The sequence below is a fragment of the Thalassovita taeanensis genome, assembly GCF_900110775.1.
Taxonomy (GTDB): domain Bacteria; phylum Pseudomonadota; class Alphaproteobacteria; order Rhodobacterales; family Rhodobacteraceae; genus Litorimicrobium; species Litorimicrobium taeanense.
Window position 1 is genome coordinate 105,698 of record NZ_FOEP01000010.1, and the last position, 24,170, is coordinate 129,867.

At 56.2% G+C, this 24,170-nt stretch carries 22 protein-coding genes; 10 read left to right on the forward strand and 12 right to left on the reverse strand.

The window, feature by feature from the left end; genetic code table 11:
* Position 1: 1 nt before the first annotated feature.
* The 3 genes from BSF79_RS13805 to BSF79_RS13810 form a co-directional block, all read right to left on the reverse strand.
* Complete coding sequence (locus BSF79_RS13805) at positions 2-331, reverse strand: sarcosine oxidase subunit delta (protein WP_090270411.1); 330 nt, start codon at positions 329-331, stop codon at positions 2-4.
* Positions 332-541: 210 nt separating this feature from the next.
* The gene (locus BSF79_RS19805; protein WP_175545330.1) at positions 542-718 is read right to left on the reverse strand and encodes a hypothetical protein; all 177 of its coding nucleotides are present in this window, start codon (positions 716-718) and stop codon (positions 542-544) included.
* Between the two features lie 115 nt (positions 719-833).
* Positions 834-2,078 carry a sarcosine oxidase subunit beta family protein gene (locus BSF79_RS13810; RefSeq protein ID WP_090270412.1) on the reverse strand — a complete coding sequence of 415 codons (1,245 nt, stop codon included), beginning with the start codon at positions 2,076-2,078 and terminating at the stop codon, positions 834-836.
* 188 nt (positions 2,079-2,266) lie between these two features.
* On the opposite strand from BSF79_RS13810, the gene ccmI reads away from it, so the two are divergent.
* From ccmI to BSF79_RS13825, 3 genes are read left to right on the forward strand one after another with little or no spacing between them, the layout of a single operon-like run.
* Positions 2,267-3,496 (forward strand): c-type cytochrome biogenesis protein CcmI, encoded by a 1,230-nt coding sequence (ccmI, locus tag BSF79_RS13815; protein ID WP_090270413.1) that lies wholly within the window; start codon positions 2,267-2,269, stop codon positions 3,494-3,496.
* Positions 3,493-3,969, forward strand: a complete 477-nt coding sequence (gene ruvX / locus BSF79_RS13820) for a Holliday junction resolvase RuvX (protein WP_090270414.1) — start codon at positions 3,493-3,495, stop codon at positions 3,967-3,969. Before ccmI ends, ruvX begins: the two co-directional genes overlap by 4 nt.
* The gene (locus BSF79_RS13825; protein ID WP_090270415.1) at positions 3,966-4,199 is read left to right on the forward strand and encodes a DUF1289 domain-containing protein; all 234 of its coding nucleotides are present in this window, start codon (positions 3,966-3,968) and stop codon (positions 4,197-4,199) included. The genes ruvX and BSF79_RS13825 overlap by 4 nt, the downstream gene beginning before the upstream one ends.
* Here the strand turns inward: BSF79_RS13825 and BSF79_RS13830 are convergent, their stop codons facing one another.
* From BSF79_RS13830 to dusA, 3 genes are all read right to left on the reverse strand, one after another.
* On the reverse strand, positions 4,200-5,066 hold the full coding sequence (locus BSF79_RS13830) for a calcium-binding protein (RefSeq protein ID WP_090270416.1): 867 nt from the start codon (positions 5,064-5,066) through the stop codon (positions 4,200-4,202).
* 135 nt (positions 5,067-5,201) lie between these two features.
* Positions 5,202-6,026: a sulfite exporter TauE/SafE family protein gene (locus tag BSF79_RS13835; RefSeq protein ID WP_090270417.1), complete on the reverse strand. Its 825-nt coding sequence runs from the start codon at positions 6,024-6,026 to the stop codon at positions 5,202-5,204.
* Positions 6,027-6,056: 30 nt separating this feature from the next.
* Positions 6,057-7,019, reverse strand: a complete 963-nt coding sequence (gene dusA / locus BSF79_RS13840) for a tRNA dihydrouridine(20/20a) synthase DusA (RefSeq protein ID WP_245776411.1) — start codon at positions 7,017-7,019, stop codon at positions 6,057-6,059.
* A 306-nt stretch (positions 7,020-7,325) separates the two neighbouring features.
* Here dusA and BSF79_RS13845 point away from each other — a divergent pair, with 306 nt between their 5' ends.
* The 4 genes from BSF79_RS13845 (at position 7,326) to BSF79_RS13865 (ending at position 11,076) form a co-directional block, all read left to right on the forward strand.
* The gene (locus BSF79_RS13845) at positions 7,326-8,636 is read left to right on the forward strand and encodes a site-specific integrase (RefSeq protein ID WP_245776412.1); all 1,311 of its coding nucleotides are present in this window, start codon (positions 7,326-7,328) and stop codon (positions 8,634-8,636) included.
* Positions 8,637-8,781: 145 nt separating this feature from the next.
* Complete coding sequence (locus tag BSF79_RS13850; protein WP_090270420.1) at positions 8,782-9,042, forward strand: pyocin activator PrtN family protein; 261 nt, start codon at positions 8,782-8,784, stop codon at positions 9,040-9,042.
* A gap of 820 nt (positions 9,043-9,862) precedes the next feature.
* On the forward strand, positions 9,863-10,219 hold the full coding sequence (locus tag BSF79_RS19520) for a hypothetical protein (protein WP_139246445.1): 357 nt from the start codon (positions 9,863-9,865) through the stop codon (positions 10,217-10,219).
* Between the two features lie 188 nt (positions 10,220-10,407).
* Entirely contained in the window at positions 10,408-11,076 is a 669-nt protein-coding gene (locus tag BSF79_RS13865) for a DUF433 domain-containing protein (RefSeq protein WP_090270423.1), read from the forward strand.
* 1,262 nt (positions 11,077-12,338) lie between these two features.
* Here BSF79_RS13865 and BSF79_RS13870 read toward each other — a convergent pair.
* The 5 genes from BSF79_RS13870 to BSF79_RS13890 form a co-directional block, all read right to left on the reverse strand.
* Positions 12,339-13,526, reverse strand: a complete 1,188-nt coding sequence (locus tag BSF79_RS13870) for a GIY-YIG nuclease family protein (RefSeq protein ID WP_090270424.1) — start codon at positions 13,524-13,526, stop codon at positions 12,339-12,341.
* Complete coding sequence (locus BSF79_RS13875) at positions 13,516-15,561, reverse strand: DEAD/DEAH box helicase (RefSeq protein ID WP_090270425.1); 2,046 nt, start codon at positions 15,559-15,561, stop codon at positions 13,516-13,518. The genes BSF79_RS13870 and BSF79_RS13875 overlap by 11 nt, the downstream gene beginning before the upstream one ends.
* Positions 15,558-15,893, reverse strand: coding sequence for a hypothetical protein (locus BSF79_RS13880; protein ID WP_139246446.1), 336 nt, complete (start codon positions 15,891-15,893; stop codon positions 15,558-15,560). Before BSF79_RS13880 ends, BSF79_RS13875 begins: the two co-directional genes overlap by 4 nt.
* Positions 15,894-16,049: 156 nt before the next feature.
* The gene (locus BSF79_RS13885; protein ID WP_090270427.1) at positions 16,050-17,366 is read right to left on the reverse strand and encodes a PDDEXK-like family protein; all 1,317 of its coding nucleotides are present in this window, start codon (positions 17,364-17,366) and stop codon (positions 16,050-16,052) included.
* Complete coding sequence (locus tag BSF79_RS13890) at positions 17,363-20,101, reverse strand: class I SAM-dependent DNA methyltransferase (RefSeq protein WP_090270428.1); 2,739 nt, start codon at positions 20,099-20,101, stop codon at positions 17,363-17,365. Before BSF79_RS13890 ends, BSF79_RS13885 begins: the two co-directional genes overlap by 4 nt.
* 701 nt (positions 20,102-20,802) lie before the next feature.
* Between BSF79_RS13890 and BSF79_RS19525 the strand changes: the two genes are divergently transcribed.
* The 3 genes from BSF79_RS19525 to BSF79_RS13900 all read left to right on the forward strand — a co-directional run bounded on the left by BSF79_RS19525 (position 20,803) and on the right by BSF79_RS13900 (position 23,946).
* A complete protein-coding gene (locus tag BSF79_RS19525; protein ID WP_139246447.1) occupies positions 20,803-21,264 on the forward strand; it encodes a hypothetical protein in 462 nt (153 codons plus the stop codon).
* Between the two features lie 331 nt (positions 21,265-21,595).
* Complete coding sequence (locus BSF79_RS19530; RefSeq protein ID WP_139246448.1) at positions 21,596-22,102, forward strand: hypothetical protein; 507 nt, start codon at positions 21,596-21,598, stop codon at positions 22,100-22,102.
* 371 nt (positions 22,103-22,473) lie between these two features.
* The gene (locus tag BSF79_RS13900) at positions 22,474-23,946 is read left to right on the forward strand and encodes a PDDEXK family nuclease (RefSeq protein WP_090270430.1); all 1,473 of its coding nucleotides are present in this window, start codon (positions 22,474-22,476) and stop codon (positions 23,944-23,946) included.
* Here BSF79_RS13900 and BSF79_RS13905 read toward each other — a convergent pair.
* On the reverse strand, positions 23,884-24,170 hold a 287-nt coding region (locus tag BSF79_RS13905), incomplete at its 5' end, for an integrase core domain-containing protein (protein WP_139246449.1). The genes BSF79_RS13900 and BSF79_RS13905 overlap by 63 nt on opposite strands.

Here is a 24,170-nt window from a genome sequence, read left to right on the forward strand (position 1 = left end):
CTCATGCGAAGTCTTTCCACTGCCAGCCGGGGCGTTTGGCGCTGATCGCGGCGCGGATGGATTGCGGCGGCTCGGAGGTCTGGGCAGAGTATGTGCCGAAGACTTCAAGCGTCATGGTGCACCGGGCGGCGTGGAACCACTTGCCACAGCCGTTGACGTGACGCCAGCGTTCGAAATGCACCCCCTTGGGGTTTTCGCGCATAAACAGATAGGCCTCGAAATCTTCGTCCGACGCACCGGGGCCGAAGCGTTTCAGATGCGCCTCGCCGCCTGCGTGAAGCTCGGTTTCCTCGGCCTGAACGCCGCAGTAGGGGCATTGGAGGGTCAGCATGATGCACCTGTGGTTTTGGAGCGGAGGGAGGGGGGCACAGGGCATGCACGGGGCATGCACATCTGATGCATGCGCGTTTTTTGCACAAATCCAGCGTACGCGCCGGAGTTTTGCGCGAATTTGCGATGCGTGTTGGCCGGTCTGCCAACGCCAAAGCCGGGCACCATACGGCACCCGGCGTTGAGCAGGTCAGAGGTGGGGCGGCGGGGCTTAGTCGCCCGGAACAAGCTCGTCCGGCACGTTGATCTGGATTTCAGCTTGGTCGCCCGGCATGTCGCCGCCTGCCACATACCAGGCAAGCCCGGCCACGACGACGACGACGGCGCCGAGGACGAAGGCCATGCCTGTGGTGCTGCGCCCCGAAGAGGTAGGGTTGAAGTCGGCCATTTTTCTGTCTCCTTGTTCTGTCGATCTGACAAAACAACGGCGACGGAGGGCAAAAGGTTCCCGGCCATATCGGTCTTGTGCGCGTTTGTGGGCATGGAGGGGAAGAGCGTGGGCATCAATGCGCCACCCCTGCCGCGACGCTTTCGTCGATGAAGCGGCCTTCGGCGAAGCGGTTTAGGGAGAATTCGGCAGCCAAGGGGGAGTGGCCCTTGGCCATCAGTTCGGCCATGGCCCAGCCCGACCCGGGGATGGCCTTGAAGCCGCCGGTGCCCCAGCCGCAGTTGACGAAGATGCCATCCACCGGGGTTTTGGACAGGATCGGCGAGCGGTCGCCGGTCATGTCGACGATACCGCCCCATTGGCGCAGCATTTTCAGGCGGCTGATCATCGGGAAGGTTTCGATCAGGGCGCGCACGGTTTCCTCGACGTGGTGGAAGCTGCCGCGCTGGGTGTAGTTGTTGAAGCCGTCGGTGCCGCCGCCGATCACCATCTCGCCCTTGTCGGATTGCGACATGTAGCCGTGCACGGTGTTGGCCATGACGACCACATCCATGCAGGGTTTGATCGGCTCGGACACCAGCGCCTGAAGCGCCAGCGACTCGATCGGCAGGCGAAAGCCGGCCTTTTCGGCCAGCACGCCGGAGTGGCCCGCAACCACAAGCCCCAGCTTGTCGCAATCAATCGCGCCTTTGGTGGTATCGACGCCGATGACGCGGTCGCCATCGCGGCGCACGCCGGTGACCTCGCATTGCTGGATGATGTCCATGCCCATGTCCGAACAGGCGCGGGCATAGCCCCAGGCCACCGCATCGTGGCGGGCGGTGCCGCCGCGCGGCTGCCACAGGCCACCCAGCACCGGATAGCGCGGGCCGTCGATGTTGATGATCGGCACCAGTTCCTTGACCTTGTCGGGGCCGATGTATTGAGTTTCAACGCCTTGCAGGGCGTTGGCGTGGGCGGTGCGCTGATAGCCGCGGACCTCGTGATGGGTCTGGGCCAGCATGATCACGCCGCGCGGGCTGAACATGACGTTGTAGTTCAGGTCCTGGCTCATGGTTTCATAGAGCGAGCGGGCTTTTTCATAGATCGCGGCAGAGGCGTCTTGCAGGTAGTTGGAGCGGATGATGGTGGTGTTGCGCCCGGTATTGCCGCCGCCCAGCCAGCCTTTTTCGAGCACGGCCACGTTGGTGATGCCGAAGTTTTTACCAAGGTAGTAGGCCGTCGCCAGCCCGTGGCCACCAGCGCCGACGATGATCGCATCATATTTGGCTTTGGGCTGTGGTGCGGCCCAGGCGCGCCCCCAGCCGGAGTGATAGCGTGCGGCCTCTCGGGCGATGGCGAAGGCGGAATAGCGTTTCATCTGCGTCTCTCAAGCCTCGAATCCGGTGCGGGGTACTGCATCAGATAAATGAACCGGGACGCCAGTCCAGCCCCGTTTTGAAACGTCACAATGGCGCCCGGTTGCGACATGGTGGGGCATTGCGTCAGTTTGCCCTTTTTCCAGAGGCCTGCCGCATATACATGTCTGTCCAACTTGCAGGAGGCCTCATGCTGTTTTGGATCATCACTGGCGCGCTGGCGTTGACTGTTGCTGTGCTTTTGGCGCTGGCGTTGACGCGCGGGCGCGGCGAAGACGAGGCACCGGCGGCGTATGACTTGCGGGTGTACCGCGATCAACTGAAGGAAGTAGAGCGTGATTTGGCGCGCGGGGTGATTGCGGCGGAAGATGCCGAGCGCACCCGGTCCGAGATTTCACGCCGGATTCTGGCGGCGGATGCGCAGTTGCAGCAAGGCGGGCGCACGGGCGGGCAGCCCAAGGCGCTGGCGATGGGCGTTGCGGGGCTGACGGTTGTGGGGCTGCTGGCGGGGTCGTTTCTGCTTTACCGGCAGCTGGGCGCGCCGGGGTATGATGATCTGTCGCTGAAGACCCGGATCGAGATGGCCAAGGACACCCGCGCCAACCGCCCCTCGCAGGCTGAGGTCGAGGCGAACCGGGCGACACTTGATGCGCCGCTGGGCCAGCCCGCGCCAGAATACGCCGCGCTGATGGACAAGCTGCGCAAGGCCGTGGCCGAGCGGCCGGATGATTTGCAGGGCGTGAAGCTGCTGGCGCGCAACGAGGCTGCGTTGGGCAATTTCGTTGCCGCCCAAGAGGCGCAGGCGCGTGTGCTGACGCTGCTGGGCGATGCTGCGACCGCAAACGATTATGTCGACTATGCCGATACGCTGATTCTGGCGACGGGGGGCTATGTCTCGCCCGAGGCCGAGGCGGCGCTGCTGGCGGCGCTGGCGCGCGATCCGCGTCAGGGGGCTGCGCGATATTACATGGGGCTGATGTTTGCCCAGACCGGGCGACCCGACACGGCGTTCCGGATCTGGGAAGAATTGCTGCGCGAAGGGCCAGCGGATGCGCCGTGGATCGCGCCCATTCGCGGCCAGATCCAGGAGCTGGCGATGCTGGCGGGAGCCGAATTCACCCTGCCGCCCGAAGAGGGTCTGAAGGGGCCGGATGCGGCCGATGTGCAGGCGGCGGGCGAAATGTCGGCCGAGGACCGGCAGGAGATGATCCGGGGCATGGTGAGCACGCTGTCGGAGCGGCTGGCGACCGAGGGCGGCACGCCTGCGGAATGGGCACGGCTGATCGGGGCGTACGGCGTGCTGGGCGAACCGGATCGCGCCCGCGAAATCTGGACCGAGGCGCAGCAGGTGTTTGCGGACAAACCCAACGCCCTGGCCGAGGTGCGCGCCGGTGCCGCGCGCGCCGGGGTGGCGGAATGATCTTTGACGAGATCACCGAGTTCGCCGCCGCCCTGCCCGCGCATCAGGCGCTGATGGGGCTGGATCTGGGCGACAAGACCATCGGTGTGGCGGTGTCGGATCTGATGCATTCGGTCGCAACGCCGCTGGAGACCGTGCGGCGCAAGAAATTCGGGCTGGATGCGGCCCGCCTGCTGGAGCTGATCGAGGCGCGGCGCATTGGCGGCATCGTGCTGGGCCTGCCGCGCAACATGGACGGCTCTGAAGGGCCGCGGTGCCAATCGACCCGCGCCTTTGCCCGCAACCTGAGCCGCCTGACCGAACTGCCGATCGGGTTCTGGGACGAGCGCCTGTCGACGGTGGCCGCCGAACGGGCGCTGCTGGAGGCGGATACGTCGCGCAAACGTCGCGCCGAGGTGATCGACCACGTTGCGGCCTCGTATATCCTGCAAGGGGTATTGGACCGGCTGAGGCACTTGAGGGCAACGACGTGAGCGATGACATCTGGAAGCGCGACGAGATTGCGTCGCCCTGCATCAAGATTTGCGTTATTCACCCGCAGGAGCGGATTTGTACCGGCTGTCTGCGATCGCTGGATGAAATCGCGCAATGGTCGCGGATGAGCCACGAGGCCCGGCGCGAGGTCATGGAGGCCCTGCCCGCGCGCGCGCCGCTGTTGCAAAAGCGCCGGGGTGGACGGGCCGCGCGGCTGAACCGCAGCTGATCAGGCGAATTCGTCGACCGCCACCAGCGACACATCGGACGCCGACAGCGTGCCATAGCCGCCCGTCACCAGCAGCGCGACCTGCCCACCGACCAGCACGGTCGCGTCAGCGGGATCGTCGGAGGATTGGCCAATCTCAATGCTCAGATCACCAGCATAGTCTGTGGGATAGGCCATCACGATCTGGTCTTCGTCCTGACTGTAATCCTCGATCACCGCAGGGTTTTCGGGGTCGATCCAGATACCGGGGGCGAATACATCCATGCCCGCGCCGCCGGTGACGGTGTCGCCGCTGCCGACGAGAAGGAAATCGCTGCCCGCGCCGCCGTCGATCTGATCCGGGTCCAGTTCGTCGCGCAGCTCGTACCCGGTCTCGTCAGAGCCGTCGTAATATCCCGAGATAAAATCGTTGCCGTCGCCGCCATCCAGCGTGTCGGCACCTGCTTGGCCGGAGATGTAATCGTTATCCTCCTGCCCCAGAATCAGGTCGTCGCCGGCGCCGCCCACCATCAGGTCAATGCCGGTGCCGCCGTCGATCGTATCATCGCCGTCTTCACCGTTGATGCTATCATCGCCCGCGCCACCGCGCAGGTCGTCATCGTCGTTGCCGCCGGTCATATAATCGTCGCCATAGCCGCCCTTGAGCACATCGTCGCCATCGCCGCCCTGCACGGTGTCGTCGCCGCCGCGGGCCAAGATCACATCGTCGCCCGTCCCGGAATCGATCAGGTCGGCGCCATCGCTGCCTTCGATGATGTCATCACCGCTGTCCTCATCGGGTGTGGTGCTATCGTCATCGTCATCATCCCCAAAGCCGAACGCCGAGGCCAAAGCAGCAACACCAAAAATCAACAGGAGTTCAATCATAATACAGCCCTCACAAAGTGTTAGTGAGCGAGTAGCGCCCGTGCGCAGGGGGGCACAAGGATTTTCTAGTCTGCGCCTGAGAGCCGGGCACAGTCCCGCCCGCGGGCCGCTATTGCCCCAAAATAGGGGACAATCTTACCAGCCCATCGCCTTGCGCAGCATGTTGAGCGCCACCAGCGTCAGGAACACGGCGAAGATTCGTTTGAGCGGTTTGGGGTCCATCGAGTGGGCCAGTTTCACCCCCAGCGGTGCAGTCATCAGGGTCATGGCGATGGTGATGAAAAACGCCACCAGGTTGACAGCACCGATGGTAAACGGCGGCCGGGTTGCAGCGTCGATCGGCAGGAACAGAAAGCCGACAACAGCAGGCACGGCGATGATCACGCCAAAGCCTGCGGCGGTGGCGACCGCGCGGTGGATCGGGGTGTTGAACAGGCTCATCAGCGGCACGCCGAAGCTGCCGCCGCCGATGCCCATCATCACCGACAGGAAGCCCACGACAGGCGAGGTCAACGCCCGGCCAATTCCCTTGGGCATCGCCTGCCCCAGCCGCCACTCGGCCCGGCCAAAGCCCATATAGGCCCCGACCACCAGCGCCAGAACGCCAAAGATGCCCTGAAGCGTCGCCGAGCGCAGCGATGCCGCCACCAGCATGCCCAGCACCGCGCCGATGGCAATGCCGGGGGCCCAGCCGCGCAGGATCTCCCAATCGACGGCGCCTTTCTTGTTGTGGCTCAGGACCGAGCGCACCGAGGTCACGATGATCGTCGCCAGCGAGGTCGCCAGACAGACCTGCATCAGCTGCGGCCCGTCATAGCCAAGCGTCTGGAAGGCATAGAAGAATGCAGGCACAAGCACGATGCCGCCACCGACGCCCAACAACCCGGCCAGCACCCCGGCCAAACCGCCGATCGCCATCAGCATCACCAGCATCATCAAAAGCAAAGACGTTTCGGGCATATTGCACCTCTCCTGTGTTGCGGCGCAGCCTTACACGGCGCGCGCCGGATCGGCCAGAGGGCCAATATGCGAAAGTGCCTGCTCCACCAGATCGGGCCCCGCGCCGGGCAGGTGCGCCCCTTCGGACAGGACGCGCCGCCATTGCCGCGCACCGGGGCGACCCGCAAACAGCCCCAGCATGTGCCGCGTCACCTGCGCCAGCTTGCCGCCCGCGATCAGGTGCGCCTCGATATAGGGCAGCATTTGCCGGGCCACCACGATCGGGTCGGTCACCGGCCCGTCGCCGAATATTTCGGCGTCAGCGGCACACAGGATATCGGCAGGTTGGTGATAGGCCGCGCGCCCGATCATCACCCCGTCCAGCCCGGCATCAAGGAACGCCTTGGCCTGCGCCAGCGAGGTGATGCCGCCGTTGACCGACAGGTGCAGCGCGGGGAACTCTTTGCGCATCCGCAGCACCAGATCGTAATCCAGCGGCGGAATATCGCGGTTTTCCTTTGGGCTGAGCCCTTGCAGCCAGGCCTTGCGCGCATGGATCGAAAAGCGCTCGCATCCTGCGGCGCTCACGCGGTTCAGGAAGTCCGGCAAGACCTGCTCGGGGATCTGATCATCGACGCCGATCCGGCATTTCACCGTCACCTCGACATCGACGGCGGCGCGCATCGCGGCCACGCAGTCGGCCACCAGCGCCGGGTCTTTCATCAGCACCGCGCCAAACGTCCCCGATTGCACCCGATCCGAGGGGCAGCCGACATTCAGGTTGATCTCATCATACCCCGCCTGAGCCCCCAGCCGCGCCGCCTGTGCCAACTCTTGCGGGTCAGACCCACCCAATTGCAGCGCGACCGGATGCTCCTGTGGGCTGAAGTCTAGCAAATGCAGCGCGCCCCCACGCACCAGCGCTGGCGAGGTGACCATTTCAGTATAAAGCAACGCATGCCGCGACAGCAGCCGGTGCAGATACCGGCAATGGCGGTCGGTCCAGTCCATCATGGGTGCAATGCTGAGCCGAGCGGCTGATTCTGCTTTTGAATTCAGAGACATAACAGGAATTCCGTGTTTTCGTTACTTTGCCGCATTTCCTGTGATTCACCCCGATTTTCGGTGGTTTCCGTGGGTTTTCCGAGAACGCTTGCTACCGAGTAGCAGCTTTTTGCGTGGCCTGCATCCCCAAGTGAGGGGCCCTCCTGAAACACATTCCCACCCATTTCAGGCCTGAACTTCGAAAAAATCCATCATGCGATTTCCGGCCCGAAAAAATCAACACCAGCTCCTCATAATCGATCAAGGAAGAATATCATGTCTCACAACACTCAACATAGTTCCGCGAGCCTTCTTGCAGAAATCTCGCGCAAACAATCTGCCGGCTCACCTTTCACGCTCCCATCAACGATATCCACTGGGACGGCACCAAGAAGTGTGAAAACCTCAAAATCCGAAAAGTCCCCCAAACGCTCAATCGCCCAGAGCAAAATGGCGATACCAAAGCCAGCGGGGAACTCTCCCGAGCGGGCAGATCGCTCTCAAGAACCATTCATCTCTCAACGCTCGGACAACGATGGATCACCACGATACTGCGTGCAAATTCGTCGAAAACAAGATCAAGGATATGTCAGCGCAAGCAAGACCTTTACAACTCTTGAAGCGGCCATGAAATGGCGTGACGACACACTGGCTAAGATTCAACTGGGTTTACTTGTCCCCAAACAGAAAGATGAGGAAACAAAACAAGTCCTTGTCTGCGATCTGTTGCAGCGAAGGAGGGAAAGTGGTCGGCGCTTGGGACGCTCGGCCAATCAAAACTTGGATTTACTGATCAAACATGATCGTTGTCAGGTGCCTGCGTCAACCATCGACCTAAATTGGTTCATTTCCATGGCCGATGACCTTATCGACACAGGGATGCTTCCTCAGACTGCTGCCAGTTACATGGCCATGCTTGCCGCTTCACTCAAATGGGCCGCAGATCGGGAAGCCGATGTGCCATATGACGTCATTATTCGGGCAATGAAAGTTTTATGGGACGATGAAATTCTTGCCCGTTCGGAAGAACGCGAACGCAGGCCATCTCTGACAGAGCTGGATCAAATTTTTAACGCTGTACTTGCCAACAAGCGGCAAAAAATTCCTGTAGTCACCATAAGTGTATTCGCAATTTACTCGTGTCGACGCCTTAGCGAGATTTGCCGGCTTCGCTGGAGCGACCTGAACGTCTCTGAAAGTACGATTCTGGTTCGCCAGATGAAGCATCCGCGAAAAAAGAAACGGCACAACGTACGCGTGAATTTGCCCCCTGAAGCATTGAAGATCATCCTGTCAATGCCGAGGACGTCAGAGTTTATTTTCCCGTATAACCCAAGATCTTTGGGGACCGCGTTTCGTCGTCACCGGCAATTGGTCGAAATTGAAGACCTTCGGTTCCATGACCTACGCCATGAAGGAATTAGCTTGCTGTTTGAGAAAGGTGAGGGTGATCACTTCGTTATGAAGACATCTGGACACCAATCGCGACAATGCTTGGATCGCTACGTCAACGTAGAAAAAACCGGTGACAAATTCGAAAACTGGCACTGGCTGGATTGGGTGATTACCTACTGGAACACAAATTAGGGCTATTACTATTTTGGGGTCGGCGCCATCTTCGCGCCGACCTCAATTCAATTTAACCACCTCTGACAAACTTATTCTCCCGACAGCCTTTCCGCTCGCAAAAGAATGTTCCCACCTCCTTCAAAGAAAACAACTGGAGGCAAAAATGACAACATTCGATATGCTCTTGGCTCATTTTGGCGGCATCCCAATGATCCCACTTGAAGCCGCAGCGCCCTATTGGGGCTATGAACCTGATACTTTGGCAAAGAAAGTAGAAGCCGGTGACGTCCGCCTTCCCTTTTTTCGTCTGGACACAAGTCAGAAGGCAGCCCGCCTTGTGATGTTAAGCGACGTAGCTGAGCTGCTCGACGAGCGTCACCGCGCTGCCAGCGATAATTTCTTAAGCAAATGGGACCAGGAGTGAACGGCGGCGATTTACCGGGGAACTTGCCAATTGAGCAAAGGACAACGTCACGCGGCGGGCCCTCACTGACCACGCATCCCGTTAGTATCCTTGCTTAGCAGTCCTAAAAGATGGATCCGAATAAATTCGGCGGGGTCAAAACTGAGCGCGTTCACCCAAGTACAAAACTCGACGACGTCGAGACGACGCTCACAAATCTCCACCTTTGCGATGAAGGAACGGTTACGCCCCAACAGATGGGCGAGGTCTGTCTGTGACAATCCCCGTTCCGACCGCAACTCGACAAGGGCTGTCACAACCGCCTTATACTCTTTGGTGTGTTGTGCCCCGGCCATGACGCCCCTTTCGCTATAGACACAACCACTTAGCCTATGCTACCGAGTGCTCCCAAAAAGGGAGCAAAAGATGAACAATTGCATTTTCAGTCACCCAGGTGTCCGATGGCCACCACACTCTTGGTACCACCCCGATAGGCTGCTTCTGACGGCCTCAGGGAGCGAAGATAGAGACAGGGAGCGTGTTGAAAAAGCGATGCGGGGTACCGTCTTTTTCAAACGAAGCTTGCATGATATCGCAGGTGAAGGTTTTTCATCCTCAACTCAGCTTTCGACGCCGCAGGCATCCTTATGACAAACCACATGTTAGACGACTACGTGATCCTGGATTTGGAAGCCTCCAGCCTGTGGATCGAAAGTTGGCCAATCGAAGTAGGCGTTACATGGTTTGAACAAAGCAAACCGAATACCTGGTCCTCACTAATCAAACCTGCGCCCATTGGAACAAACAGGATTTCAACGTTTTTTATTCTGCGACACACCGATTGTCCGTAAAGGACCTCCGAGACGCCCCAGAAGCCACGCAGATTGCTCTGACTCTGATCCCGCACATCGCTGGCCGTACAGTCGTATCCGATCAGCCAGACTACATACAGCACTGGCTCGCCAAACTGTTTGAAACGGTCCATTTGGCGCATATAAAGCCAGTCACTTCTTTTGAGGAAGCCAGCAAAGAGATCTTCTCGGATGAAGGACTTCGTATTATCGAAGAGACGCTATCAGGTCAGGCAGAGCCGCGTCGTGCAGGCCCTGACAGTGCGCGGCTTGCATCCGGATGGGAAGCGGCGCTCAGGGTGGAAAACAAGCGTTCTACATTGGAAGACAGCCCACCTAATCCGTGACCTATGGCAGGACTTACACAAACCTGCGTGATACTCTGTACCCTCAGGCCTTAAATTGCCAGCTTTCCGGATATGTCGCAGTATCTTAGCCCTCGCGCACACCCAGACTACCCTGCTCCCAGTGTAATCCGTTTACCGTTCCGCCAAGTGAAACGCATATCTATCGCACCGACCCGAAAGGCTTCTTCATGTCGTCAGACTATCTAAACCTCTCAGACTTGCCCCAAGCCATCCTTCGTCCGCTTGGGGTCGATGAGGTTGCAGCAGTCATTGGGGTATCACGCAACACCATGATCCGTGTGGTCAAAAATGGCACCATGCCAAAGTCGGTATTTTGCCGGTCCAAGGGCACCTCAGCACCGGGTGCGCGATCCATGATGAGGCCCATTGCATGCCCAATGGCGTATTTCGATGTGACTACAGGCCCTCTTCTTAGCAGTCAGATGCGACGTCGGATGATCCAACAAATTGGCAAGATTCTGCGAGGAAACGCGCCCAACGAGGCCTTCGAGATAGGAGCGTTGCGCATCGATCTGCCGATTTCGATCTCGCAGGCCGTGTTGCGGATGGCTTCCCTCGCGACCGCTGAGGCTGAGGTGATCTATGATCCAAGAATCCGGGATGGCCTGCCAGTGATAAGGGGAACCAGAATTGGGGTTTATGAAATAGCCGACCTCTCCAAAGTTGAGGCTGACGATTGCATACTTGAACAGTTCCCCAGCCTCACGCGCACGCTTCTTGAGCATGCAAAGCTCTACGCAAGTGCCCATCCACTTGCCCGCCGCAAGGGACGATCCGATCGGCCGCGCCCCCCAAACCTCAGAACTTACTCGATCAGCAAAAATCTATTGTCCTGATCGGGTCATACCGCCCCGTCCATTTAACGGACGTCGTGAGAATGGCTTGGAGTGCATTCGCTTGTTTCACAGGTATTTTGTGTCGAAAGACTTTGGATGGAAACGGGATTTACGGATGCGAAGACAGAGCTCCCCAATCGTTTCAGACAGGCTTCAGCGCCTGACACTCAGCGCGCAATAATCAGTGCTCCCAGGAGCTGCCGGCCAATGGGGTATCAAAGCTTGACAGCGGCCCCCCCTGTCTTGAAAAGACCATCATGATTGGCCGCGCGCAGTCGCGGCCAAACGCGGTATTCTTCGGTATTCTCGGCTCTATACCAGTATAGAACGCAGCATACCGGGGCATACTCACACTCGAAGGCAAGGCACCAAACATCTTGCAAATGAATAAAGGTCAGATTCGGGAACTGCCGACGTATTGAATCCCTCTGTCTGATCGATGATGCTCGGTTCCGCTGCGCTTCGGGCCCCCATTCATCTGCATGATATAGGGCCTTGCAGCCGCATTGAAAAATGCCCCAAAACAATTTCAAAGCTTCCAATGCAAAGATACCGGGGAGTTTTTGCGTCTTTGCGGGGAATCTTTGCGTCGCACTGGGGAGTTTTTGCGTCTTTGTGGGGAGTTTCTGCGTCGCAACGGGGAGTTTCTGCGTCGCGCCCTCTGTAAGGGTATGATTTCAAACACCTAATCAGCCCCTGAATCAAGAAGAATCATGAATCTATTAGAAAGAGGCGGCACAATAAAAATTGTGCTCGCCGTTTTTCCTTTTCGGAAAAGGATTTCATATACTTTTTGTGTTCAGCAGATGCATCCGCCAAGCGGGAATCTGGGTTGAAGCATTGCGGCGCGCAGCAATGTGGCAACTCGGGATCCTGCTTGAAAACACAAACGTCGCTGTTGCGACCATGCGAGTGCTTTTTCCCTTTCGGGGCGAAGCGAGTTCGGGGCCTCGTGCCCCATATCGTGGCGAAGTCGAACCGGCCGGAGGCTTCCTGGGGAAACAAGCGTTTAGGGCGCGCACTAATGCAGGTTTCCCCTGCCACACCTACGAATTCACATGGCTGTTTTGCCATGACTGATTTCTTTGAAGATCAGCAGCAGGCAGTAAAACAAACGCTGAAATAGATCGGGCGTTGGACTGCCACCAACAGACTTGGGTAGCTTGCTACTCAGTTACAGACAAATTTGAATTTTTGTCTGTAACCATGGTCTTCGGTCAAAGGTCCTCAGGCCATGCTCTCTACTGTTACAAGGGACCAGCTCAAGAGGGCCGTAGTACAAGCTTTGCTTGCTGAGGGTCATACACAAATTGGGTGATCGTACCGTCCTTGATCTTCTGAACGGCTTCATCGATTGCGAAGAGTGGCACCAGGAACCATTCTCGTGGCACGACAGGGCGGCCAAATCGGTCTTCGATTTGAATGTCGAGCCGTGCACTGTCAAATATCCGGTGGATCAGGTTTTCGAGCCTGGTTTGGTTGATGTTGTAAAGCTCGTATGTTGCCACAATATCGACCTGTGCCATCAAGAATGTTGGCTGCAAATGTGCACCCGCGATCCGTTTTTCGACACTCATTGTCGTAACGCCAATCTTGTGCACTAAATCACGGTTCGCAGCGACGGTCGGGTTGTCGGACCTACTGCGCAGCACGTAGATTGCGCCGGTGGTATCGTCCCCCTCCTCTGGAGCGTCCGAGAACAATGGTCCAGCCAGAGGCTCTGTGATCCGTCGGCCTGCTTCATCGCTGTTCAACGCCCGTTGCAAAGAACGCATGAGCATTTTGCTTTCGGTGCCATTGTCAAAGACAACCCGTAGCCGGGCATCTGTCCGACCTTGGTCCGTGAGGGTCACCTCGCCCATTTCGGCAACATAGGCTTTCTGCCCATGTACAATGAAGAACCGTCCATGCTCAATTTCAGCTTTTAACTCAAAAGGACGGGTCTCCCTTTGACCACTGTCCAATTCACGCTGAACCTTTTCGAACAACGGCTGGAACTCATCGAAATCCTTGCATTCCTCCCGATTGGCAACATTCTCTGCGGCCTTCTTTTCCGACGCGGAGCGGACATGCTTGAGCTCGGTTATTGCTGAAGGGGCGATGTCCACACCAAGTTCCGCGAGCAAGGCGTCGTCGTCCATATCATCGCTCTGGTCCATAGCAGGCGGCCTGCTCAGCAGCCCTTGATGATCAAGAGGTTCAAGGAGATCACATGCTTCCGACAACTCGCGCAGGCGGTCTAACCTAACTGCGTATAGTCGCTCGAAGATATCGCCACCTGGTGAATGCCCAGGTAAGCGCTCATGGTCGGCAACAAACTTCTGGATGTCCTCGAAACCCGCGATGATCCGTTCTTCACGCGGCGTTCTTTTGGCCTGCTTCTTCTGCTCGATCTCAACCCCGAGCTCAGCAAGAAGAGCATCATCGTCATCTGTGAATTCACTGGGCATTCATCGCCTCCTGCTTCATCCGCGCCAGATATGCGACACCTTCAGCCATTTTCTTTTCCCATGCGTCCGAAGAGGTCAATGACGGCAAAACGCCTCGTTCTTGCTTAAACTTCAAGGCCCGCTTGGCGAGATCCCGGGCCTCCTCTGGGGTAAGCTTGATCTTCTTGGCCTCGATGACAGCAGCGACCTGCTTTAGGCTATCTTCGCTCATGGTCTTAGCCAGAATCGCATAGGCCTCGCTGAAGGGGTTGATGCGATCGATGAGGTCGATATCAAGATCGCGGACATTCATTGCGAACTGCCGGACCCCAGTCACAAAGGCCGTGTTGGCCTGCGCTTCTGTGTCATCGCCCAGCAAGGTCTTCTTGGCTTGTTGCGTGAAGTTCAACGCCGCGACAGCGTGTTGTCGCACGGCTTCCTGATCTTCCGCATCAAGTTCGGGGAATTTGGATTGCACAATTTTGCCCATCCGGACTTGGGTGAGTTCTTCCGGTACAAGCTCTTCATCAAACAGCCCGCGCTCTATGGTGGTTTTATCCTGGACAAAGGCCGTGATGACCTCGTTCAGATCGTTCTCGCAGATCCGGCTGGCCTCTGGGCTCTTGGGCTGCGTCAGACCCTTGATCTCAATCTGGAACTTGCCGCTGTCCTCATTGAAACCGACATTGCACTTTTCCGGATCGAAGCCCCCCTTACCGTAGTCAAAACCTTCCTGCGCCGTATTGGTGGCAACCTTCGGCTTGAACTCGAACTTGGGTGTCAGCACCTGCTCCATCAAAAGGCTGGCGGCGATGGCCTTGAGAGTGTCGTTAACAGCCTCCTTAACGGCCTCCTCCGAGGCATCAGGCTCCGCGATGAGGTTCGTGAAGCGGGAATGGGTCTTGCCCTTGGCATCCCGAGTTGCACGCCCGATGATCTGCACGATCTCGGTCAGGCTGGACCGGTAGCCGACCGTCAGCGCATGCTCACACCAGATCCAGTCGAACCCTTCCTTGGCCATGCCAAGCGCGATGATGATGTCTACGTGCTCGCGGTTGTTCTTCTGCTTGGGATCTTTCAACGCCGCAGAAACCCGCTCGCGCTTGGCGGCTTCATCATCCACCAAATCCGCAACCCGCAGCACACGCCCATCGGGCTGTTTGATCAGCTGAAACCCAGTCTCAGCATCGGTCCCCTGCCATTCCCCCAAAGCATCCAGGATATGCTCAACCTCGCGATGTTTGTCCTTGGTGCTCTCGCGGGAGTTCACATTGGGGATGTGCAGGATTGTCTTCTCATCCGGGTCCAAGACCTTCAACAGGTCATCCGCATAGGAACCGCTGTAGAAGAAGTACCCGATGTCCAGCGTTTTGAGGTAGGTATAGCCGCTAAGCTGTTCATAGTAGGTATAGGTGACTGTCTCGAACTTGGCCTCGTCTTCTGGCCCCAACACAGCCTCTGTATCGCCACGAAAGTAGGAACCGGTCATGGCAACGACATGCAGTTTATCGCGGGCGATCATGGCTCCCAGATGCGCGCCCAGCTTGTTATCAGGGTTGGCCGAGACATGGTGGAACTCATCCACTGCGATCAGCCGGTCGTCAAAGGCTTCGATCCCGAATTTATCCACCGCAAAGCGGAAGGTGGCATGGGTGCAAACCAGGATCTGATCATCGCTATCGAGGAATGAGCGCACCGACCCGACCTTACCGTCATCGCCCCCGGGCGCATTGCACAGGTTCCAACGCGGCGCGACGGTCCAATCGGCCCAGAAGCCGAACTTGGTCAGCGGCTCATCGGCAAAGCTCGACCCGATGGATTTCTCGGGAACCACGATGATCGCCTGTTTGAGGCCCTGGTTGTGCAGCTTGTCCAGCGCGATGAACATCAGCGCCCGGCTTTTCCCCGAGGCAGGCGGCGATTTGATCAGCAGATACTGCTCGCCCCGCTTCTCATAGGCGCGTTCCTGCATGGCGCGCATGCCCATTTCGTTGGACGTGGTTGAGCTGCCATTGGCAGGATAAGAAACACAGACAGAGGGAACGGGTTTGGTCATTGGGAAATCCTGTAATCTTGTAAAAATCGTATGGCCCATGCCGGCGGGGTCGGCCAATGGCGATACCCCTTTTCGTGCCAAGTTATACTGGCATCTCCGATCAGGTTGTTATCCTGCAAATGCCGCACCAAGGCATCGTGATCGTAAAGGTAAGCATCGTCCCCATGCAAAAACGCCACGTGGATCTGCTTACCCAGATATTTGCGGTCGATCATCAACCGCCCTTTGAGTTGCACCTTTAGAAAGGTCTCACCATCCACATGCACCGCGATGAAATCAGCGCCCTGCCAGTCATCGGTCAAACGGATGCAGTTAAACCCGTAATCGGCCATGCGCGCCGCGATCTTGTGGAAATTGTAGTTTTCCTGCTGACGTGAATTCAACTCGGGATAAGGTACGGCAGTGAACATATTAGGCAGACACCTTCGCGTTCATCTTAATGTGCACGTCGCATTTGAAGCACGCCGCATCGCGTTGGGAACACCCAATCATTCCGAACTCTCTTCCTGGCCGTGCGATACGAACTGAGGCAAAACCTTAGCAACAACGTCCATCTCGGCCTCAAAAGACTTCAGGGCCTTCTTGATGGCATTTGAGATCTTGTCGTGGTCATGGATGTCATCGACTGCAAAGAAGTTTTTCTTGAAGAACTTTGAATACTTTTTGCCCTCGTCGGCCGCGCCACGTTGAAAACCAATTGTTGTCAGTGATTTCTTCTTGGCCACTTCCGTAATGGCAGCAATCAAGTCACGCCGGAAATCATGATCGCTTAGGGGACCAACCTCCGCGTACAGGCGAACCTGACCACTGGCCCCATTTGCATCACTTGTAAGCTGGACCCAAGTGATGAGGGGGAAGCCTGCCCACCAGTTTTCACACCCATGCCACCAATATTCATCACCCCCAAATGCATCGTACCAAGCCTTTGGCAAAAAGCTGAATGAATGAGCATCCGAGTGGTTAAAAATAAATTCCCGTTTTCCAACTTTGATTACTGCTTCGTCTTCAAGGTCTTCACCAAACACCGCATCACACGCAAAGGAGAAGTCTGTGCTCTTTCCATGTTCCACGATAAAATCAAGCGCACGTCTGTGATCACGGTAGAGCTGCCGCGCCAGTTTCTCCATTTCGGCTTGCTCATTGCTCATGCCTGTCGCCTCTCGAATAACGTCTAAATAATGCTGCAAAAAAGTTTGGACTTCCGGCGTCAACGGCAGTCGACCCGACAAGGCGGTTTGGTCCAACAACTCGCAGATGGCACCATACTCGATCGGCGCATATCGCTCGTCTTCCGGATCTTCCTCCCAAAGGGTCAAAAAGATCCCGCGCACCAAGTGAAAGCTATCCGATCCCATAAAAGTCGCATCTACCACGTCCATATATCGTTTCAGCTGGTTGCTATGCTGACCACTGTCGAATTTGTTCTCGATCACAAAAACCCAGCCGTTGCGTGGGCTTAGAACAAGCAGATCGATGTTGCGCCACTCACGCCTGATTTCGACGTCCATCATGTCCGCCTGCGAGACATCCAGCGCGGTTGGCCGTGCCTTACTGTCATCGCCGCGCAACGCCTGGGCCAGAAACGCCTTGAGGAAGGTATCTCCCAACCCATGGGTTTCCTGAGGGTTCAGCAACCAGCCAAGGATGGCAGAGTGCCGGATTTCCATCCGCTCCATGCCCATGGTCTTAATGGGGTTAAAGCGGCTGAGGTGGGCGCGGATATTGTCCAAATCAGCATTGTTGACGAACAGGCTTTCCAAATCGTCCAATGTCGGCAAATGCGCGTCGTTGTTGTCGAGGCTCATACCGGCACCTTCGTGTTCATTTTGGTGTACATGTCGAACAGCTTTTCCAGCCGCTCAGTGTCGTTTCTAAAGCGGCGGCCGATGTAGATGCGCTCCAAGGTTTCGTCGTTGCGGTCGTGGGCGGCGCGGAGGTTTTCGGGCATAGTTTCGGGATTGTAGAGATCGGCGATGGTTGCGGGGAAATGCGCCTCGCGGGCCAAAAGGATATCTTCGGCGCAGCGGGTCAGATCCTCGCGGTTCTTTTCAGTGAGTTTGGGGACGGGGAAGGTGTTCCAGCCCATTGTGTTGGAATAGCGGAAATCGGTTTTCATCTTGCCGCAGACTGTGGCGATCCACGCTAAGTGCAAGCGAGACGCCACAAGTGCCATCGCCCAAAGAGGAGCATCATACATGCCGAAAGCGTAATTGACGATTGCATTCTCAGGTAGCAAACCAACAGGGAAAAACTCTCGATTTTCAGAACTCACAATCGGCAAAACCATAGCTTGAGAATATTTTGGGGATCGAATTTCAACAAACCGATGCGGTTGTTTTGACCAAGCCTGCGTCGCCTTTTTAGGGCTGGCCAGTCTGTTTGCCGCTACCCGTGACAAGCGTTCCAAAAGCATTTTGCTTTGCTTAGCTACCTCGATATCAGTGTCTTCAATCCAGAAGCAATATCGTGCATGAGATTTAATGAACTCCTGTCCGCCGAACATGGGACGCACGAACTGTGAAGCGATAGGATCAAGACCTGCTATCTCATCTTTCTCCAAAATGAGATACCCACCATCTTTTGCGAAGTTTCCTAATAACATCTCTGGAATAGCGGAAATAGGCTTGCTGCGTGACTGTACGTAAACAGGTTGGCCAGGAGCCAGATAGGGCGTGATAGATTTGGCAACTACGGAAACTGTTTTGCCTTTATTGTCAGTAGTGTAAACGAATTTCTCCTGTCGTGGTACATTTGAAATACCAACAATAACTACCATTACACCAGCATTGTGACTCGCCAGATTACTCCACTTAAACGAGGTATGGGCGAAGATTATTTCTTGCGTCTCAGCGGAAATGATAGGCCAAAGAACTGGGACCTGCTGGCCTTGGCAAATAGAGTTGGTAGCAACAAATGCGGCAGAACATTCTGTATGGCGGCCAAAATCCGCCGCCTTCACGAACCAAGCTCCGACATAATCCAAAGATTTCCATTTCTTCGTTCTACCTGAAAGGAGATCCTCCATCTCTTCTTTTTGCGAGGAACTTTGTTTTTTGTCTCCTACGTAAGGCGGATTCCCACAAATATACGTCTCCCCGCCCTCATTCTCGAAATCAATCTGCGCCTGATCCAGCGGGCTTTGAAACAGATCCTCGGATTGAAACTTCACCCCCGTCCCCGTAGGCGGGCAGATTGACAGCCAGTCAAGCCTTAGGGCGTTGCCGCAGGTGATCCAGTTCTGGCTGTCCAGCGGCAGGAATTCGGCCAGCGCCTCTTTCTGGCCGCGATAAATCACGTCGCATTGGTATTCCGCAATGATCAGCGCCAGCCGCGCAATCTCGGCCGAGAAATCGCGCAGCTCGATCCCGCGGTAGTTGGTCAGGGGGATGTCCGTCTTGCGGTCCGCCTCCCCTCGCCTCTCGTTGATCACAGCCTCGATCGCGCGCAATTCCTTATAGGCGATGACAAGGAAATTGCCCGACCCACAGGCCGGATCAAACACACGGATCTTGGCAATGCGGGCGCGCAGATTGGCCAGCTTGCGCACGCTGTCCCCCGCCTCCTCCAGCGCTGCGTTCAGATCATCCAGAAACAGCGGGTTCAGCACCTTCAGGATGTTCGGCACAGAGGTGTAGTGCATCCCCAGGACAGAGCGTTCATCCTCATCCGCGACGGCCTGGATCATGGAGCCAAAGATGTCGGGGTTGATCTTGGTCCAGTCCAGCCCGCCGATATGGCTTAGGTAGCGCTGCGCAATCTTGGAAAAGTGCGGCACCTCGGTGCTGCCCGAAAACAGCCCGCCGTTCACATAGGGAAAGGCATCGGCCCAGCGGGGCAGATTGGCGGCGGCGCGGTCCGGGATGGCGGTGTTCATCGCGCGGAAGATTTCCGAGATGACCTCGTGCGTGTTAGAGCCATCGCGGTTCGACATCTGGTCCACGGTGGCGGTGAACAGGTCTTCGCCATTCAGGATGTCGGTATCCTCGGCGAAAAAGCAGAAGATCAGCCGCGCCATGAAGTGGTTCATGTCATGGCGGCGCTCGGCAGTGCCCCATTCGGGGTTGTCCTTCAGCAGTTCGATATAGAGGCGGTTCAGGCGGCCCGTGGCCTTGATATCGAAGGCGCTCTCGCGGATTTGCTTGACGGTTGAGATGCCCGCCAGGGGCAGGAAGAGGCCGAAATGATCGGGGAACTGCTGAAAGGTACAGGCGACGGTTTCACCGCCGATCAGGTCCTCGGCCTCGAACTCCTGACCATCGGTGGCGAGGATGAACTTGGCTTTGAACTTTGTGGTGGCCGCGCTGTTCTTGAGCGCCACGAGGGTGTGGGAGACCGCGCCAGGGGCGCAGGCGGCGATATGGATGTTGTTGCGCTGGAGGATGCCGCCCAGATCGGATTTGTTCGTGTCGCCCTTGCGCAGCTTCTTGATCTCGGTGGCTTTGCGCCCGAAGGCTTCCAGGAAGGCAAAGGGGAACTCAGCCGCATCGAAGGGCGCCTCAGCAAGCTCAGAGATGGCCTGTTCGATCTCAACCGGGTTCATTTACATCTCCTCTCGCGGCGACGTCTCAATGATGATGGCGTCCGCATAAGATCCGTTACCGGACCTCTGTCTGTCTTTCCACGGGTCGTGGGCTGGCTGGCGCGGGTCATAGGTTGGCGTCAACGGCTGATGGACAACGGCCATTGTTCGAGCGCCAGCGGGCCCTGCCCCGCACCGCTGTTATTTTTGTAGCGGCGCAACAGGTGGTTAGCAATCTGGAATGAAGACCATGTGCAAACCAATTCGGGCAAAAAGATTCTTCGTCTCAAATAGAAACGGCCAATATCTGATTTGAAAGCGATAAAGCCAGAACCGTTGGACCGTAAAAGGGAACCCCGAGCCGCACAGACCAATCTCCGCACGACGAACGTGACGCCGCAGATAAGGCACCCCCCACTGGAGTTCATGTGCAAAAGGAGACCATTCAATGCGCAATTCCCCCCCTTACGATCCCGTCCAGGCGGTTCACGACGCCATGGATCAAACCCTGTCCTGCGTCATCTACTCAAGCAGCCCAAAAGCTCCGCTTCACTCGCTTGCACTTCGCTGCGCCGCGATAAGCAAGAAGAAGCCGCTCACACCTGGAGAGGCGACGGCCAAGTCCACACCCAGCAACACTGAAAACTGCCAGTATGGTCGGTTTTCATTTCTCACCCGACCGGACGATACCAATCTCCTTAGTACCAAATTGGAGACACGGCATGACTACGACACGACAATGCAACCTAATCGACCAAACTCTGGCCGGTCCCTTCGGAGCGCTGCCTCTCGCAGATTTTCTGGACAGGAACGGCAGGCGCTGGGAAGGCAGTGACCTGCCGCAACACGTAAAAAAAATGCCCAGCGGCCAGTGCTTTCGAAACGCTTGGGAACTGAGCCTCCGTCATGGCTTTCCATACTGTGAAGGATACGGTTGGGACATCAAACTGGGCGCGCAGCCGTTCTACCATGCTTGGAACCTCTGCCCTAAATCTGAGTGCATCATTGATCCCACGTGGGCTATCGGCAATGGAGCGATCTACCTTGGCGTCGAGCTCACCCCAAAACAACTGATGCGGATCGTCGATCTCACCGGCTGCTTCGAGGTCTTGCAAAGTGGCCGACGCGCTGCCCTCGCGCTTGTCAGTCAAGTTCTTGATCTGAAGCCAGAAACGGTTGAATAAGCCGCCCTGGCCTCAAGTTGTAGCGTCGAAAGAGACGGGGAACTAAAATTTTGGTGGGACGCCCCTGGCTGACTTGGGCGTCTGTCGCCGGCCCATTGCCAACTTTTAGGTCATCTTTCGGTTTCTTCGGTTGCAAACACCGCTCTGCGGACGTTCGCCGCAAACCTAAAAACTGTACTCGCTCAAACTAACAGAACGAAGATGCAGAACCCTTTTACAATCTTGAATAAATGACCGTGCACACTGCTTGCCTCAAGGCCTTGAGTGCTTACATGCGGTCAAGGATCATTCCATACGAATCTATCGCAACATTTTGAAACGGAAAAAAATGATGATCAATTTTGTTGCCCCACTGGGAGGCCAGACAATCGGCAAAGCAGCAAGTCCAGAAGATGCTTGGTGGCTTTGTCGTCGCTATGGTCTGAAGCCATTGCCTTTGAATGATGCATCAGCTGTGAACTTTCAAGAGGATGCTGAGAATGGAGCAAAAGTGTGGAGGGTTCCCTGCGAACATTCCCAATACCCGTATGATCGTGGCGCCTTTGAAAATCGGCGTCGTGATGGTTTGGCGACATTAGATAACGGCCTTCCTGCTTGGCCTGTTGCGGAAGAAAATGGGATAGCATTCCAAACTTTCAGACAAAGGCTTAAACGAGGCTGGTTGGGTGAAAGAGCAGCAACTGAAGGTGTGCGGGAAATAGCCCATGATCCGGATGATGAATGGGAAGTCGTCGCGCTGGAAAACGGAATATCTGTTCGCGCATATCGTAGCCGTGTTCAGGCAGGTTGTCCTGAATCTATCGCCGCCACAATGGGAATAAGCTGGCGGAACTGGTAAGATTTCACTCTTAGTGAGCACAACGGCCCACAGCCGACATTCGTTCGTGGTCGTCGTCACTATGATGCGGAACGTCGAAGGAGACATTCGCTGCGGGCTCAAAGCTGATAGAACGGCACAACTCACCCTGAGCAAACGAAGAAAGCAATGAGGCCTGTCGTGCGCCGCCAGATATAAAAGAAAAGAGCAATCGCTGCGCACTCAATCCAATCTCTGATTGCGGTTAGGAGAGCTGGTAACTATGCTTGTTGAGAGCAAAAAGGTGTTGTTGGGGCGTATTTTTTAGACATCGAAATATTAGGATCGGAGTGCATGAAAGGTATGGCTTTCCGCTCCCCAAAATAAGCCTCGAAAGAGGAAACAGGTGTTTGATGACAGATTTCATTGAGACAAAGGCGCTGGAGCAAGAGCTTGAAAGAGTCTCAAAGACACTGGATGTCGAAGCAGGTGCGCACAAGGCTCCACTGAACAGCCTGTCAGATTCCGATTTTGAGCTATTGCTTTGGAGCCTTTACAAGCAGAATTCTGGTACAGCAGGATATTATGACAAAGCAACGCTTATGGTTGCAGGAGCAGACGGTGGGCGGGATGTCTGGCTTACCAAGAACGGGAACCCTGCTGGACTGGTTCAGTGCAAGAGACTTAAAGCGGCGTTTAGTCGCCCGGCGGCCTTAAGGGAAATCATTAAGTTCATTCTCTTCGCTGAATTGGACCCAAGTCTTCTCAAGAATGGACTACCGTTCAAGTATTCTCTTGCAGTTTCAAGTGATCCAGCAAAAACGGCAGTCGACTTTTTTACCTCACCATTACAATGGTTAGAAAAAAATGATGTCGCAGTATCGAGCTATCTCGATGATGTGATTGGCGATTACGAGAGCTTTAAGGGCTTTACTGTTGCGGACAAATTGGACCGTGTGAAGCTTCAGCTTGAGACGTTTTCTTATGAGCTCATTCGGCCTTCCGATATTGATACAATGTTGGATGAACGTCCCCGAATAAGGGAACGGTTTTTCCGAGTTCGCCTTGTCCATAGTGAAGAGAAAATCGAAGGTTATCTTGAGCGTATTTCCGGAGGGCAGAGATTTGGACAGCCAGTAAGTGACAAAGATCGTGGAGTGTTGGACGAGGCACTTCAAGGAAAGATTGAAGAGCTACGTAAATCGCGGTTTTTTCCCGGAAGCGATACCACTGCTTCGGCGTTGAGAATACTCAAACAGCTCAAGGATGGAGATTTTAGTCAGGGGTCGGCTCAAGTTCGATCAAATGCATTTGGTGCTTGTGGGCGCTGGTTGTCACGGTCAGAGGAAAAAGAGGTTGCTGAAGAGGCTATTAAGCAGTCCAAAGCTCTTGGTGAGTGCAACGACGCAGTCATCGCCAAGGCATTCTTGACTGAGCCCAAGGATTGGACGGAATGCCTAAAAGCGCTTGCGCCACTTGATAATCCTGAAAAAGTTACGGCCGCCCTCATGGCAGTCAAACACGGCACGGACTCCGAGCAAGCTTTGCAATGGTTTCATGACGCAGATTTTGCCCCAACAAATATTGATGCAGACGGCAAAGTGGTTCTCCTGAGTTGCCAGTTAGACGCCCAGAACTGGGACGCGGCCTATTCGTTAGCGATCTCACTGCAGGAAGAAGATTTTTCTCAGGCTCCAGCTCTCCTCCACTTTGCTGGTCTTGCGCGCCTCTTGACCGTCTTGCCAGAGGAGTTTCGGGATGCTGACCTGAGCCCCAAGCTTCCCCCAGCTCTGCGCGGAGTCCTTAGGGTTAAATCTTTGTCGTTAGGCCGCCATCTTGTCCATCGCCTTTCTCTGCAAAAATTCCATTGGCGTCAGGTTGCCTAAGGCTGAATGGGGTCTGCGCCAGTTGTAGTCCTCCTGCCATTCTTCGAGCGTTTTGCGAGCCTCGGCCAATGTGCCGAACAGCGTTTCATTGAGGCATTCATCACGTAGCTTGCCGTTGAAGCTTTCGATGAAGCCGTTTTGTTGAGGTTTTCCGGGTGCAATGTAATGCCAATCGATGCCTGTATCTTGAACCCATTTGAGGATCGCCATGCTGGTGAGCTCGG